Below are 14,380 nucleotides of genomic sequence, written 5' to 3' on the forward strand. Positions count from 1 at the left end.
TCTCGCCCGAGGACATCGTCAAGGCCCGCAAGGTGGTCGAGGACGTCTACATGGACGAGAAGATCGAGAAATACATCATCGACATCATCTTCGCCACGCGCGAGCCGGCCGAATACAACCTCCAGAAGCTGCAGAACCTGATCGCCTACGGAGGTTCGCCGCGTGCGTCAATCTCGCTGGCCAAGGCCGCCCGGGCCTACGCCTTCATCCGCCGCCGCGGATACGTCATCCCCGAGGACGTGCGCGCCGTCTGCCACGACGTGCTGCGCCACCGCATCGGACTCACCTACGAGGCCGAGGCCGAGAACATCACCTCGGAGGAGATCATCACCGATATCCTGAACAACGTAATTGTTCCCTGACGATGCAGGAGAGCGAAAACGATATTCTGAGGCGCGTCCGCAAGATCGAGATCAAGACCCGCGGTCTGTCGAACGAGATCTTCGCCGGAAAGTACCATACGGCTTTCCGCGGACGGGGCATGTCGTTTTCCGAAGTGAGGGAGTACCGCGCGGGCGACGACGTGCGCGACATCGACTGGAATGTCACGGCACGCTCGCGCAAGCCCCACATCAAGGTCTACGAAGAGGAGCGCGAGCTGACGATGATGCTCGTCGTCGATGTCTCGGGATCGCGCATGTTCGGTTCGACCGAAAGGCTCAAGAAGAACATCATCACCGAAATCGCCGCCGTGCTGGCTTTCTCGGCCGCCGAGAACAACGACAAGGTGGGGTGCATCTTCTTCTCGGACCGCGTCGAGAAGTTCATCCCCCCGAAGAAGGGGCGCAGCCACATCCTGATGATCATCCGCGAACTCATCGGCTTCCGGCCCGAATCGACCGGAACGAAGCTCTCCGAGCCCGTCCGTTTCCTGACCAATGTGAACAAGAAGCGGTGCACGACCTTCATCCTCTCGGACTTCATGGACTCGTCGCAGGACCGCTCGGCCCTCGACGACGCGCTGAAGATCGCCGGAGGCCGCCACGACCTGGTGGGCATCCGCGTCTATGACCCCCGCGAGACGGAGCTCCCCGACGTGGGGATCGTCGAGTTGCGCGACGCCGAAACGGGCCGCAAGGTGTGGGTCGATACCTCGTCGCGCGCCGTGCGCGACCACTACGCCGAATCGTGGCGGCAGCGCAGCGCCGAGATCGAGGCCACGCTCAAACACAACCGCATCGACACGGCCACCGTATCGACCGACGGCGACTACGTGGCCGAACTGATGAAACTCTTCAAACAGCGATGAAACGACTCTTTGCCATAGCGCTCCTCCTGCTGGCGGGCGCAACGGCCGCGGCGCAGCAGACGCCGCGGGTCACGGCGCACGTTGAACCGGACAGCATCGCCATCGGCGACCGGTTCGACTACGTCATCGACGTCGAGAAGGATCTGGTGCAGGTGGTCGAGTTCCCCGAGTTCGAGGACCCGAAGGGGCAGATCGAACTGGTCGAGAGCCTGCCGGTCGATACGCTCGAGCGCGACGGACGCCACCTGAAGCTCCGCAAGCGCTACCGCCTGGCCGCCTTCGACGAGGGACACTACAACCTCGGCACGGCCCACGTGCTCTACGCCGACAAGAACATCCTCGACACGCTGTCGAGCCGCGACTCGATCTATCTGAAGGTCGGGACCTTCGAGATCGACTCCACCTCTCAGTCGATCTACGACGTGAAGGACCTGCACAACCTGCCGTTCCGGCTGGGCGAAATCCGCACCTACCTCATCTGGGGCGCCGCGGCGCTGCTGCTCATTGCAGCCGCAGCCTGGGGGCTCGTGCGGTGGCTCCGCAGCCGCGGCAAACGAATCGGCGACCTCTTCCGCCCGGCCCCGCCCCTGCCGCCGCACGTCGCGGCCATCCAGGCCCTCGAGGCGCTGCACAACCAGAAACTCTGGCAGAACAACCGCCACAAGCAGTACTACTCGGGCATCACCGACATCCTGCGCACCTACATTGCGGCCCGCTGGGAGATAGGCGCCATGGAGATGACCTCCGACGAGATCATCGCGGCGATGCAGCCCGTCGAACTGCCCGACAAGGCCCGCATGGACCTCACGGCGATCCTCCGCGTGGCCGACCTGGTGAAGTTCGCCAAGGCGGCCCCCGAGGCCGAAGAGAACGAGGCCTGCTACCTGAAGGCCTACTATTTCGTCGAGGAGACCAAGCTCGTCGAGGAGGATGCTCCCACCGAAGGTCCCGACCCGACGCAACCCTAAAACGGCAAGAACGATGTACAGAATGCTTTGCATACTCCTCGTCCTCCTTGCAGCCACGGAAGCAACGGCCCAGCAGATGCCCGAACGGTCGCTGGTGCGCAAGGGCAACCGGCAATACAACAAGGGAGAGTACGGGGAGGCGATCAAACGCTACGAGGAGGCACTGAAGGCGGCCCCCGAATCCTTCGAGGCCACCTACAACCTCGGCAACGCCCTCTACAAGGCCGAACGGTTCGACACCGCCGAACAGACCATCCTCCGGGCCACAGCCGACACGCTGCGCACGGACAACGAGCTGGCCGAGACCTACTACAACCTCGGCAACGCCCAGTTCAAGCAGAAGAAGTACAAGGAGGCGCTCGAAAGCTACAAGCAATCGCTGCGACTCAACCCCTCCGACATGGAGGCCAAGTACAACTATGCCTACACCAAGCGGCTGCTCGACGACCAGAACAAGGACGGCGGCGGTGGCGGCAACGACCAGCAGAACCAGGACCAGAATCAGAACCAGCAGAACCAGAACGGCCAGGGGCAGCAAAACCCGCAGCAGGGCGACAACAAGCAGCAGCAGGGCGACAACAATCCGAACAAGAAGCAGGACGGCGACCCGCAGCAGCAGCCCGCGAAGCCCGATAACAGCCAGGGCGACAAGGGCGACGGAAAGGGACAGCCCACCCCTTCGGGCATCTCGCCTCAGGAGCAGGAGCAGATGCTCGACGCCATCCAGGCCCAGGAGGACAAGACGCAGGAGAAGCTCAAGGAGAAGCGCCAGGGCGTCGTGGTCCGCGGCAAGAAAAACTGGTAAAACGACACGACCATGCATTTCGCATCACCCCATTATCTGTGGCTGCTGACGCTGCTCGCACCGATGATCGCCTACTACGTCTGGCGGACGATGCAGGGCGGCGCAGCCATCCAGATCTCGACCGTCGAGGGCGTCGCACGCGCCCCGAAGAGCGTGCGCTACTACCTGCGCCACCTGCCCTTCGCATTGCGGGCCGCCGCCTTCGGGCTGCTCGTCGTCGCACTGGCACGGCCGCAGCAGATCGAACAGAACGTACGCACCTCCTCCGAAGGCATCGACATCATGCTGGCCATCGACGTCTCGGCCTCGATGCTGGCCCGCGACTTCGAGCCCGACCGCATCACGGCGGCCAAGGAGGTGGCCGGATCGTTCATCTCCGACCGTTACGGCGACCGCATCGGACTGGTGGCCTTTGCCGCCGAAGCCTTCACGCAGAGCCCCCTGACCACCGATCAGAGCACCCTGCAGACGCTGCTCGCGCAGATCCGCAGCGGCCTGATCGACGACAGCGGCACAGCCATCGGCAACGGACTGGCCACGGCCATCAACCGCCTGCGCGAAAGCGATGCCAAGTCGAAGGTCGTCATCCTGCTCACCGACGGCGTGAACAACCGCGGCGAGATCACCCCGATCACCGCCGCCGAGATCGCCAAGGCGCAGAACATCCGCGTCTACACGATCGGCGTGGGCACCGAGGGGATGGCCCCCTATCCGGCCGTGGACATGTTCGGCAACATCACCTTCGTCAAGCAGAAAGTCGAGATCGACGAGAAGACCCTCACGGCCATGGCCGAGATGACCGGAGGCCGCTATTTCCGCGCCACGGACAACGCCAAGCTCAAGGCCATCTACGACGAGATCAACCAGCTCGAGAAGAGCAAGGTCGAGGTCACCGAGCACCTCTCCTACCACGAGCAGTTCCTTGCGTGGGTGCTCGCGGCGCTGGGGCTGCTGCTGGCCGAGTTCCTCCTCGCGAACCTCGTGCTGAAACGAATACCGTAAAAAACGCACTACGCACATGTTCCGATTTGCCAATCCGCAATACCTCTGGCTGCTCGCCGCCCTTCCGGTGCTCGCGGCCCTCTTCTGGCTGGCCATGCGCAACCGCCGCAGGCGGCTGGCCCGCTTCGGCCGTCCGGAGGTGCTCGACGGGCTGATGCCCGAAGTCTCGAACGGCCGCGTGGTCATCAAGTTCCTGCTCTTCGCCGCGGCCGTGCTGCTGATCGCACTGGCGGCGGCCCGCCCGCAGTTCGGGTCGAAACTCCGCGAGGAGAAGGCCCAGGGCATCGAGATGATGCTGGTGGTCGATGTCTCGAACTCGATGCTCGCCGAAGACTTCGAGCCCAACCGCCTCGAGCGGACCAAATACGCCATCGGCAAGCTCTTCGACGGGCTCAAGCAGGACCGCGTGGGTCTGATCGTCTTCGCCGGCGAGCCGAAGGTGCAGCTGCCCATCACCTCGGACTACCGCATGGCCCGGGCCTTTGCCCGCCGCATCGACCCCTCGCTGGTTTCGGTGCAGGGCACGGCTGTCGGCAAGGCGCTCGAACAGGCGCTGCTCTCCTTCTCGGGCGACACGGAGCAGCCGCACGGCCGCGTGGTGATCCTCATCACCGACGGCGAAAATCACGAGGACGACGCCCTGGCCGTGGCCGAACGGGCCGCCAAACAGGGCATCCGCATCTACACGATCGGCATCGGCACGCCCGAGGGGGCCCCGATCCAGATCGACGGAGAGTTCATCAAGGACGAGCAGGGCGAAATGGTCGTCTCGAAGCTCAACGAGCAGATGCTCGCCCAGATCGCCGAGACGACCGGCGGAGCCTACGTCCGCGCCACGAAGCAGGATATCGGTCTCGACGAGATCGTCAAGGAGATCAATTCGATGGAGCAGGCGGAGCTCTCGACCCTGCGCTTCGAGGAGTTCAACGAGCAGTACCAGTACCTGCTCATCGCCGCCCTCGTGCTGTTGCTGGCCGAATTCCTGCTCCTGCCGCGCCGCAACCCGCTGCTGGCCCACCTGAACATCTTCCGCGAGAAGAGGTAACCGCCCGGCAGGGGCCGAATACGCCCGGAACTCGACACGAAACCGAACAAGAATATGACCCGATTCAAGGACAAATGCGTGCTGATCACCGGCGGAGGCTCGGGCATCGGCCGGATCATGGGCCGGCTGGCGCTCGAACGGGGTGCCCGCAAGGTCGTCGTATGGGACATCGACGAGCGCAACATCGCCGCCTCGCTGGCGGCCTACGCCGCCCCGGAACGGACGGCGGGTTACCGCGCGGACGTTTCGGACCGCCGGCAGGTCGAGGAGACCTTCGCCCGCACGACGGCCGAATGCGGTCCGGTGGAGATCCTCATCAACTGCGCCGGCATCATCACCGGCAACAAGACCTTCGACCGCCAGACCCCCGAAGAGATCGAACGCACGATGGCCGTCAATGCCACGGCCCCGATGTACCTCACGCTGCAGGCCCTGCCCGGCATGCTGGAGCGCAACGAGGGGCACATCTGCAACATCGCCTCGGCCGCCGGGATGATCTCCAATCCCCGCATGTCGGTCTACGCAGCAAGCAAGTGGGCCGTCATCGGGTGGTCGGACTCCCTGCGCATCGAGCTGCAGGAGGCCCGCAGCGGGGTGCATGTCACCACCGTAGCCCCCTACTACATCGCCACGGGCATGTTTGCCGGCGTCCGTTCGCGTCTGGTGCCGATCCTCGATCCCGAGAAGACGGCCCGCCGCATCGTGCGTGCCGTCGAGCACAACCGCACCTTCCGCGGTCTGCCGTGGGGATTCCACTTCATCCGTCTGGTCCAGGGACTGCTGCCCGACAAGCTGTTCGACGCCCTGGTCGGCAACGCGATGGGGATCTACCGCACGATGGACCACTTCACCGGACGACGCACCCCCAACCACACATCCAACCGATAAACCGAAGCGCCATGACACCCGCAAGCACCTCCTCAGACCGCATCGCCGCAATCCGCGCGGCCCAGAATGCCTATTTCCGCACGGGAGCCACCCTCCCGGCCGGTTTCCGCCGCACGATGCTCCGCCGCCTGGAGCAGGCGCTCGTGCAGTGGGAGGGAGCGCTGTGTGAGGCGCTGTGGCTGGACCTGCACAAATCGCCCGAGGAGGCCTACCTCACCGAGCTGAGCATCGTGCGGGGCGAGGTGCGCCACCACCTGCGCCACCTCGGGCACTGGATGCGTCCCGAGCACCGGCCGACGCCGCTCAAGCTGCAGCCCTCGTTGAGCCGCATCCTCTCCGAACCGCTCGGCACGGCACTCATCGTCGCCCCGTGGAACTACCCCGTGCAGCTGCTGCTCAACCCCCTGGTGGGGGCCATTTCGGCCGGATGCACCGCCGTGCTCAAACCCTCGCCCTACACCCCGCACGTGGCCGACACCCTTGCACGGATGATCGCCCAGATCTACGACGAAGAGTATGTCGCCGTCGTACAGGGCCACCGCGATGTCAATACACTCCTGCTCCGCGAACGCTGGGACCTGATCTTCTTCACCGGAAGCCCCGAACTGGGCCGCATCGTCATGGAGGCGGCCGCACGCCACCTGACCCCCGTCGTCCTGGAGCTGGGCGGCAAGAGCCCCTGCATTGTGGACAGCGGCGCCAATATCGGGATCGCCGCACGCCGCATCGCCTGGGGCAAGACGCTCAATGCCGGGCAGACCTGCATCGCCCCCGACTACCTGCTGCTCCACCGCTCGCTCCTCGAGGAGTTCCCGGCAGCCTACGCCCGGGCCATCAGGCAGCTGCACGGCGACGACCCGCAGCGCAGCCGCCACTACGTCCGCCTGGTCAATGACCGGGCCTTCGACCGCGTGGCCGGCTACCTCCGCCAGGGAAAGATTCTCACAGGCGGGCGCACCGACCGCTCGGAGCGCTACATCGAACCGACACTGCTCGCGGAGGTCGATCCCGACGCTCCGGTCATGCGGGAGGAGATTTTCGGGCCCGTACTGCCGGTCATTCCGTTCGACACGGCGCAGCAGGTCGTCGATTTCGTCACCTCGCGTGAAAAGCCGCTGGCGCTCTACTACTTCGGGCCCGAGCGGACAGGCCGCGACGTGCTGCTGCACACCTCGTCGGGCGGCGCCTGCCTCAACGACACGATCATGCACATCGCCAACGAGCAGATCCCCTTCGGCGGAGTAGGCAACTCGGGCATGGGCCGCTACCACGGCCGCGACAGCTTCGACGCCTTCTCGCACCGCCGGGCCACGGTGACCACCCCGACCTGGATCGATCCGCCGTTCCGCTACATGCCCTACCGCTTCTTCCGCTGGGTCAAGCGCATCCTCTGACCGCCGTCCGCGCCCGTCCGCTGCGGAGCGCAGCAAAAAATCACCGGAGGCCGGGGTCTCGCGGGAAATTTTTCGTATCTTTGCAGCGCAGGTCCGCTCTGTCGCCGCCGGCGCAAGCCGGGGGAGGAAAGTCCGGGCAACACAGAGCGCCACGCAAGCTAACGACTTGACAGCCGTGAGGTTGTGGGAGCGTAACAGAGAATGACCGCCCGCCGGCGGAAGATTCGGGACACGACGGGATCCGTGCGATGCCGCAGGTCTCCGGCTCCGAACGGCGGGTAAGGGTGAAAAGGCGGGGTAAGAGCCCACCGCGGAGGCAGCAATGTCATCCGGCCGTACGTCCCGTGGGTTGCAAGACCGTGTATACCGGCAATCAAGGATGGCTCGTCCGATGTCGGGGGGTAGGTTGCTTGAGGCGGCAGGTGACTGCCGTCGTAGATAAATGACAGAGACCCGGAGTCCGCTCCGGGGACAGAACCCGGCTTACAGGGCCTGCAAAGCAGAACGAGGGGTATCCCGCAGGGGAGCCCCTCGTTTCGTGTTCCGGGCGGTTATCCGCCACAGGACTGTCCGACCCGCACCCGGAGAGGTCACATCAGTCCCATGCGCTTGCGGGCGAAGGGGATGACCCATGCGGGCGACTGTTCCCGGGCAATCAGCTCCCGCATCCGGTCCATGTAGGGATGCACGTGCTGGAAATAGCGTCTGAGGCCCGCACAGAGCGAATTCTTGCGGCAGCCGTCGCGCCCCGTTTCGAAGCGGTGCTTCGGGCACTCGCCCCGGCAGGCGAAATAATAGTCGCAGCGCAGGCATTCGGCCGGCAGGGCGTTGCGTTTGGCAAGCCCGAACTCGATGCGCCGCCGCGAGCGGTAGATCTCCGCGAGCGGCGTCTCGCGGATGTTGCCCAGCAGGTATTCGGGATAGACGAAGTGGTCGCACGAATAGACGTCGCCGTTGTGCTCGACGACCAGCGCATCGCCGCACGTCTCGCCCATCGAGCAGACCCCCGGCCGCACGCCGCACCACTGGGCCAGCGTCGCGTCGAACATCTGTACGAAATACTGGCCCACGTCGGCAACGACCCACTCGTCAAACACGTCGCAGAGGAAACGCCCGTACCCATCGGCCGTCACGGACCACTCGGCCAGCCGCGCCCCCTCGCGTTCGGGCGAGACGATCAGCGGGCGGTGGTACCCCGCGACATCAACCACATGCTCCACGGCCGGCAGGAACTGCATGTAGCGGCTCCGCACCGTATCGCGGAAGAAACGGTAGATCTCCGCGCCGCGTCCCTCCGAAAGGCGGTTCACGACGCTGAGCGTATTGAACTCGACGCCGCCCCGACGGAAGAGCTCCACCGTGCGCATCACCCGCTCGAAGGTCGGCCGCCCGCCCTTCGTCACACGGAAGGCGTCGTGGATCTCCTGCGGGCCGTCGAGCGAGAGGCCCACCAGAAAGTTGTTCGCGGCAAAGAGCTCGCACCACGCCTCATCGACCAGCATGCCGTTGGTCTGCAGCGTGTTCTCGATGCGCTTGCCGCCGGCATACTGCTGCTGCAACTCCATTGCCTTCCGGTAGAAGTCGAGCCCGAGCAGCAACGGCTCGCCCCCGTGCCAGCAGAAGGTTACCGTCGGCACCTCGTTGGCCTCGATGTACTGGCGGATGTAGCACTCGAGCAGGTCGTCCGGCATCACGGCCTGGCGTCCGCCGTACTGCACGGCCTTGTCCAGATAATAGCAGTAGTGGCAGTCGAGGTTGCAGGCCGAGCCTGCAGGCTTGACCATCGTCGAGAAGGCCACGGGACCCGCCTGCTTCTCGGCATCGCGGAAGGTGAAGATTTCCTTTTGCTTCATTCTTTTCGGGGCGTCTTTCCACCTCGCCCTTTCCGGAGAGGCGGATGGACAAATATACGAAAAAATCACTATCTTCGCGCAAACCGTCCCGCCGTTGAACCGCCTCGTCCCGCTGCTGCTCGCGCTGCTTGTCGTGCTGCCCGGAGCGCCCCGTGCCCGCACCCCGCACGGCGGCGGGCCCCAGTATTTCGGTCCCCGCAGCAACAGGGCCCTGGTGGTGGTCGAGGACGGGAAGACGGGCGATCCGCTCATCGGCGCCACGGTCCGCATCGCAAGCCGTGGCGACACGCTGCAGGGAACCACCGCCAAGCGGGACTACTACCGCGAGGTGGTCGCCGCCTACGCATGCGACCGCATCTTCCGCGACTCGGTCGATCTGGAGGTCTCCTACGTCGGCTACCGGAACTTCCGCAAACGCTACGCCCCCGACGAATTCCGCTACACGGTTCCCGTCCGGATGGAGGTGGACCCGCAGGCGATCGCACAGGTGGTGGTGGTCGGCAAGCGGGTGGCGATGGTCTTCCGGGGCGATACGACGGTCTACGACGCCGGCGCCTTCAAGACGCTGGCCGACGACCGCTTCGGCGAACTCGTCCGGCAGCTGCCCGGCGTCGAGATCCGCAACGAGAAGATCTATGCCAACGGCAAGGAGGTCAAGCGCGTGCTCATCGACGGCCGCGACCTCTTCGGAGAGGCCACGCAGCACGTGCTCACCGACCTCGAGGCCTCGGACGTGAAGCACGTGCGCATCTACGAGGAGACCTCGCCCGAGGCCCGGCGGACGAACGACATCGCCGCCGGGAAGGAGAAGGTGATGAACATCGAGACGAAATCCAAGCGCGCCGTCCTGCGGGGCGGATCGTTCGAGGCGACGCTCGGCGCCAGCCTCGAGGAGGACAACTCCGGGCGGCACGAGATCCGCCACACCGAGTCGGCCTCGCTCTACCGCAACAGCGAGCGGGGCAACCTGCGTCTCGACCTGCACAACTCGAAGGACGACGGGCAGAAGGAGAATGCGGCATTCACTTCGCGGATCACCCCGCAGCAGCGCACCCACGCCTCCCTGGAACATACGCTCCGCCGCGGCGACTCGACCTCGGTGATGAGTGCCGTGGACTTCACCCGCGAGCGGAGCAGTTCGCTCGACAGTTCGCTGAGCGACTACTTTCCCACCGACGAGTACACGCTCCGCAGCGACGAGAGCCGCAGCACGTCGCGCTCCGGCTCGCTCGGGGTAGGCATCCGCAACATGACCGTCATCCGCCGCAGACAGAACTCCTTCTTCGCCAGCGCCAACGCCCGCTTCAGCGGCTTCGACTCCCGCAGCGGGAGCCGGACCCTGCGCCGCATCGACGGGGAGCAGACCCTGACCGACATGCACACGGACAACGACCGCCGCAACATCGACGCCGCACTCAATGCCGGATACGATTTCCGCCTCTCGCCCCGCTCGTCGATGAACCTCTCGGCCGGCGTGAACTACTCTTCAGGCGACAGCGACGGCCGGCAGACCGACACGCTGGCCTCGACCCCCGGGCTGCGCCTTCGGCTGCACAACGACGGCAAGGGGACCCGCTGCAACATTAACGCCTCGGCAGCCTATCGCTACCGGCTGGGCGAACACGGCCAGATCCACCTCTCCTACCACTTCGCCCGCGAGCACAACCGCTCGCGGCAGCGCGCCCGCGACTACCTGAACGACCCGCAGGGGGTCGTCGATACGGTGAACAGCTACGACTACACGACCGACACCCGCCGCCACACGGTACGCTCGGGAGGCGGCTACTACGACGACCGCTTCCGCCTGTTCGGATCGGTCGAGTTCTCGGCCAGCGAGATCGTGCGCAGCGAGCGCTTTCCCGAGCGGCACCGCTTCCCGCGGCACTTCCTGCAGCTCAACCCGACGCTCGACCTCTCGGTCGGTTCGCCGCGGCGCAACTTCTCGCTCCACATCGGCTCCTACTCGCAGACCATCCCCGTCGAGGCGCTGCGCCAGACGCTCGACGCCACCAACCCCCTTTCGCTGCGCACGGGCAACGACCGCCTGCAGCAGCCGAACGACCTGTCGGGATCGACCTCCCTGTCGCTCAACAACGCCGAGAAGGCCCTCAACTGCTCGGTGACGCTCTACGGCTCCTACACGTTCAACTACATCACCTCGCGGACCCGCCTCTTCCTCGAAGAGACCTACCTCCCCGAGTACGACTATACAGCGCAGCCCGGAGCGCAGCTCTCCTCGCAGGTCAATGTCGGCGGGTGCTACCGCGTCGGCGGATCGTTCTTCTACTCGCAGCAGATCGCCCCGATCCGCTCGACCCTCCGCGGCAGCCTCTCCTACAACTTCGGACAGACGCCCTACTACCTCGACGAGCGACTCTACCGCTCGGGCAACCACTCGCTCTCGGTCACGGCGGGGTTCAACTCGGGTTTTTCGGAGAAGATCCGGCTCGACATCTCCTCCTCGACCGTAATGAGCTCCTACACGACCCAGGAGACCTCCACGCGCGACCTGCGCGAGCAGCTCATCGGCAACATCGACCTGCGTCTGGGAAAATATTTCGGACAGATCGGCGTCCGCTACGAGTTCTACTGCAACAGCCGCTCGCACGAACTGACGACACACAACGTCCTCCTGAACCTGGCTGCCGGACGCAAGTTCGGAAAGGAGAACCGGCTGAGCCTTTCGGTCGGGGCCGTCGATCTGATCAACCGGCCGGACGCCACCGCCACGCTGTTCAACACCTACTACATCCTCACCTCGACGACCTCCTACCTGGGGCGCTACGCCTACCTCGAACTGGGCTACACCTTCTGAGCCAGTCCTTCCGACGAAAAGCGCCGCACTCCCTTACGGGGTGCGGCGCCAAAACCTTGCGGCCGATCCTGCGTCAGAGGCCGAGCGTGGAGAGGTGTTCCAGACCGTCCTGCGGATAACGCACGCCCCAGGCGGCGCGCAGGGAGTCGAGCAGGCGCATGACCCGCAGCGTCTCGGCATGCGGTATCTCGCGCGGTTCGCAGCGCCCGGCGCGGATCGCCTCGACCGCCGACGCCACCTCGTACTCGAAGCCGGTCAGCTTCGGCGGGCAGACATGCCGCGCGACAAGCCGATGGGAGGTGTCGTAGACCTCGGCCGTGCAGGAGTCGTTGATGTTGTCCACCACCAGGTAGCCCCCATCGCCCGAGACGATGCCCTGCCGGTCGGTGGCACAGCAGGCCGTGGCGGAGAGTACGGCCATGCGGCCGTCGCCGTAGCGGAAGGTGATGCTCTCCTGCATATCGACCCCCGACGGGCCCTTCACGCAGGACGAAGCCACCGACTCGACCTCCGTGCCGAAGAGCGCGAAGGCGAAGTTGATCGGATAGACCCCCAGGTCGAGCAGCGCCCCGCCGCACAGCTCCGGCCGGACGATCCGCTCCTTGTCGGCGATGGCATAGCCGAGGTTGGCCGTCAGCATCTGCGCCCGGCCCACCGCGCCGTCGCGGACCAGATCGGCAACCGTCGTCGTGAAGGGCATGTAGCGCGTCCAGATGGCCTCGCCGAGGAATACGCCCCGCTGTTGGGAGAGGCGGATGAGTGCCTCGGCTTCGGCGGCGTTGGCCGTGAAGGCCTTCTCGCAAAGGACGGGTTTGCCGCATTCGAGGCACATTCGCGCCTGGGGATAGTGGTGCGAATGGGGCGTAGCGATGTAGACGAGGTCCACGTCGGGATCAGCCGCCAGCTCCCCGTAGGAGCCGTACGACCGCGTGAAGCCGTGCTCGCGGGCGAAAGCCGCGGCCTTCGCCCCGTCGCGCGAAGCGATCGCATAGGGTTCCACCCCTTCCATTCCGCGCAGCGTGCGCGCCATCTTCACCGCAATGTGCCCGGCACCGAGAATGCCCACTCTGAATCGTTCCATCGCATGCTTGTTTTGGGACAAAAATACGGAAAAAACGGGACACCACACCGTTCCCGGAACGATTTTCCAACTCCTTGCGGCAGGATGCGCGAAATCCCGTATTTTTCGCTATCTTTGTGAGAAACATAATCCTTCCTTACATGAAAAAATCGTGTGTACTGGTCAGCGGCGGTGCGGGATACATCGGGTCGCACACCACCGTGGAACTCATCAATGCCGGCTACGACGTGGTCATCGTCGATAACCTTTCGAACAGCGACATCAGCGCCGTCGAGGGCGTGCGCCGCATCACGGGCGCGGAGATTCCCTTCGTCAAGGTGGACTGCTGCGACCGCGAAGCCTTCCGCAAGGTCTTCGAACAGTACGAATTCGACTCGGTGATCCACTTCGCCGCATCGAAAGCCGTCGGGGAGTCGGTGCAGAAACCGCTCGAATACTACGGCAACAACCTCACGTCGTTCATGAACGTTATCTCGCTCATGCGCGAGTTCGGGCGTCAGAACATCGTCTTCTCGTCGTCGTGCACCGTCTACGGCGAACCGGACAAGCAGCCCGTCACCGAACAGACGCCCCGCAAACCGGCCACTTCGCCCTACGGCAACACCAAGCAGATGTGCGAGGACATCCTGCGCGACTCGCTGGCCGCCTATCCCGGACTGAAGGGCATCGCCCTGCGCTACTTCAACCCCATCGGCGCCCACCCGTCGGCCCTGATCGGCGAGCTCCCGCGCGGCGTGCCGCAGAACCTCGTGCCCTACATCACGCAGACGGCCGCCGGAATCCGCGAATGCCTCTCGGTCTTCGGCGACGACTACCCGACGCCCGACGGATCGTGCATCCGCGACTACATCGACGTCGTGGACCTGGCCCGCGCCCATGTGGCCGCCATCCGTCGCATGATCGAGGACCGCAACGTGCAGCCCTACGAGATCTTCAACATCGGCACCGGCCGCGGGGTCTCGGTGCTTGAACTGGTCCGCAAGTTCGAAGAGGTCAATAACCTGAAGCTCAACTACAGAATCGCACCGCGCCGCGAAGGCGACATCATCGCCATCTGGGCCGACCCGACGCTGGCCAACAACGAGCTGGACTGGAAGGCCGAACGCACGCTCGATGAGACGCTCGCTTCGGCCTGGGCCTGGGAGAAACACCTCCGCGGCATCCAGTAAGGAAAAACTTCCGACGCGGGACGGCGGAGACCGGACGGGGGGGGGCGGACCCGACAACCGGGAAAGCCGGACCGAACCATTGGAAAGAAAAACCGAATCCCCTCCATATAC

At 64.9% G+C, this 14,380-nt stretch carries 12 protein-coding genes and 1 other RNA gene; 11 read left to right on the top strand and 2 right to left on the bottom strand.

Annotated features, from left to right (window positions below):
* The 9 genes from QZL63_RS06765 to rnpB form a co-directional block, all read left to right on the top strand.
* The coding region (locus QZL63_RS06765) for an AAA family ATPase (protein ID WP_369677302.1) at positions 1-362 on the top strand (362 nt) is incomplete at its 5' end.
* A gap of 2 nt (positions 363-364) precedes the next feature.
* Positions 365-1,249 carry a DUF58 domain-containing protein gene (locus QZL63_RS06770; protein WP_022308567.1) on the top strand — a complete coding sequence of 295 codons (885 nt, stop codon included), beginning with the start codon at positions 365-367 and terminating at the stop codon, positions 1,247-1,249.
* Positions 1,246-2,217 carry a hypothetical protein gene (locus QZL63_RS06775; RefSeq protein WP_022308568.1) on the top strand — a complete coding sequence of 324 codons (972 nt, stop codon included), beginning with the start codon at positions 1,246-1,248 and terminating at the stop codon, positions 2,215-2,217. Before QZL63_RS06770 ends, QZL63_RS06775 begins: the two co-directional genes overlap by 4 nt.
* A gap of 13 nt (positions 2,218-2,230) precedes the next feature.
* A complete protein-coding gene (locus QZL63_RS06780) occupies positions 2,231-3,022 on the top strand; it encodes a tetratricopeptide repeat protein (RefSeq protein WP_022308569.1) in 792 nt (263 codons plus the stop codon).
* A 12-nt stretch (positions 3,023-3,034) separates the two neighbouring features.
* On the top strand, positions 3,035-4,024 hold the full coding sequence (locus tag QZL63_RS06785) for a vWA domain-containing protein (RefSeq protein WP_022308570.1): 990 nt from the start codon (positions 3,035-3,037) through the stop codon (positions 4,022-4,024).
* A 16-nt stretch (positions 4,025-4,040) separates the two neighbouring features.
* Positions 4,041-5,069, top strand: coding sequence for a VWA domain-containing protein (locus QZL63_RS06790; RefSeq protein ID WP_022308571.1), 1,029 nt, complete (start codon positions 4,041-4,043; stop codon positions 5,067-5,069).
* Positions 5,070-5,123: 54 nt separating this feature from the next.
* Positions 5,124-5,957 (top strand): SDR family oxidoreductase, encoded by an 834-nt coding sequence (locus tag QZL63_RS06795; protein WP_022308572.1) that lies wholly within the window; start codon positions 5,124-5,126, stop codon positions 5,955-5,957.
* Positions 5,958-5,968: 11 nt separating this feature from the next.
* On the top strand, positions 5,969-7,351 hold the full coding sequence (locus QZL63_RS06800; RefSeq protein ID WP_022308573.1) for an aldehyde dehydrogenase: 1,383 nt from the start codon (positions 5,969-5,971) through the stop codon (positions 7,349-7,351).
* 85 nt (positions 7,352-7,436) lie between these two features.
* Positions 7,437-7,853, top strand: an RNA gene (rnpB, locus tag QZL63_RS06805) — RNase P RNA component class A.
* A gap of 88 nt (positions 7,854-7,941) precedes the next feature.
* Here the strand turns inward: rnpB and QZL63_RS06810 are convergent.
* Positions 7,942-9,204, bottom strand: a complete 1,263-nt coding sequence (locus QZL63_RS06810) for an anaerobic sulfatase-maturation protein (RefSeq protein ID WP_022308574.1) — start codon at positions 9,202-9,204, stop codon at positions 7,942-7,944.
* 94 nt (positions 9,205-9,298) lie between these two features.
* Here QZL63_RS06810 and QZL63_RS06815 point away from each other — a divergent pair, with 94 nt between their 5' ends.
* Complete coding sequence (locus QZL63_RS06815; RefSeq protein ID WP_022308575.1) at positions 9,299-12,019, top strand: hypothetical protein; 2,721 nt, start codon at positions 9,299-9,301, stop codon at positions 12,017-12,019.
* Positions 12,020-12,092: 73 nt separating this feature from the next.
* Here QZL63_RS06815 and QZL63_RS06820 read toward each other — a convergent pair whose 3' ends face one another.
* Positions 12,093-13,100, bottom strand: coding sequence for a Gfo/Idh/MocA family protein (locus tag QZL63_RS06820; RefSeq protein ID WP_022308576.1), 1,008 nt, complete (start codon positions 13,098-13,100; stop codon positions 12,093-12,095).
* A 140-nt stretch (positions 13,101-13,240) separates the two neighbouring features.
* On the opposite strand from QZL63_RS06820, the gene galE reads away from it, so the two are divergent.
* Positions 13,241-14,269 (top strand): UDP-glucose 4-epimerase GalE, encoded by a 1,029-nt coding sequence (gene galE / locus QZL63_RS06825; RefSeq protein WP_022308577.1) that lies wholly within the window; start codon positions 13,241-13,243, stop codon positions 14,267-14,269.
* Positions 14,270-14,380 lie beyond the last annotated feature (111 nt).

This window comes from Alistipes sp. CAG:268, assembly GCA_000434235.1.
In the GTDB taxonomy this organism is placed as follows: Bacteria; Bacteroidota; Bacteroidia; order Bacteroidales; family Rikenellaceae; genus Alistipes; species Alistipes avistercoris.

What these genes read in the sequence shown, in the direction of transcription:
- QZL63_RS06820 (WP_022308576.1), bottom strand. Translation starts at nt 13,100, where the DNA reads ATGGAACGATTCAGAGTGGGCATTCTCGGTGCCGGGCACATTGCGGTG.
- QZL63_RS06785 (WP_022308570.1), top strand. Translation starts at nt 3,035, where the DNA reads ATGCATTTCGCATCACCCCATTATCTGTGGCTGCTGACGCTGCTCGCA.
- galE (WP_022308577.1), top strand. Translation starts at nt 13,241, where the DNA reads ATGAAAAAATCGTGTGTACTGGTCAGCGGCGGTGCGGGATACATCGGG.
- QZL63_RS06810 (WP_022308574.1), bottom strand. Translation starts at nt 9,204, where the DNA reads ATGAAGCAAAAGGAAATCTTCACCTTCCGCGATGCCGAGAAGCAGGCG.
- QZL63_RS06770 (WP_022308567.1), top strand. Translation starts at nt 365, where the DNA reads ATGCAGGAGAGCGAAAACGATATTCTGAGGCGCGTCCGCAAGATCGAG.
- QZL63_RS06790 (WP_022308571.1), top strand. Translation starts at nt 4,041, where the DNA reads ATGTTCCGATTTGCCAATCCGCAATACCTCTGGCTGCTCGCCGCCCTT.
- QZL63_RS06780 (WP_022308569.1), top strand. Translation starts at nt 2,231, where the DNA reads ATGTACAGAATGCTTTGCATACTCCTCGTCCTCCTTGCAGCCACGGAA.
- QZL63_RS06800 (WP_022308573.1), top strand. Translation starts at nt 5,969, where the DNA reads ATGACACCCGCAAGCACCTCCTCAGACCGCATCGCCGCAATCCGCGCG.
- QZL63_RS06795 (WP_022308572.1), top strand. Translation starts at nt 5,124, where the DNA reads ATGACCCGATTCAAGGACAAATGCGTGCTGATCACCGGCGGAGGCTCG.
- QZL63_RS06775 (WP_022308568.1), top strand. Translation starts at nt 1,246, where the DNA reads ATGAAACGACTCTTTGCCATAGCGCTCCTCCTGCTGGCGGGCGCAACG.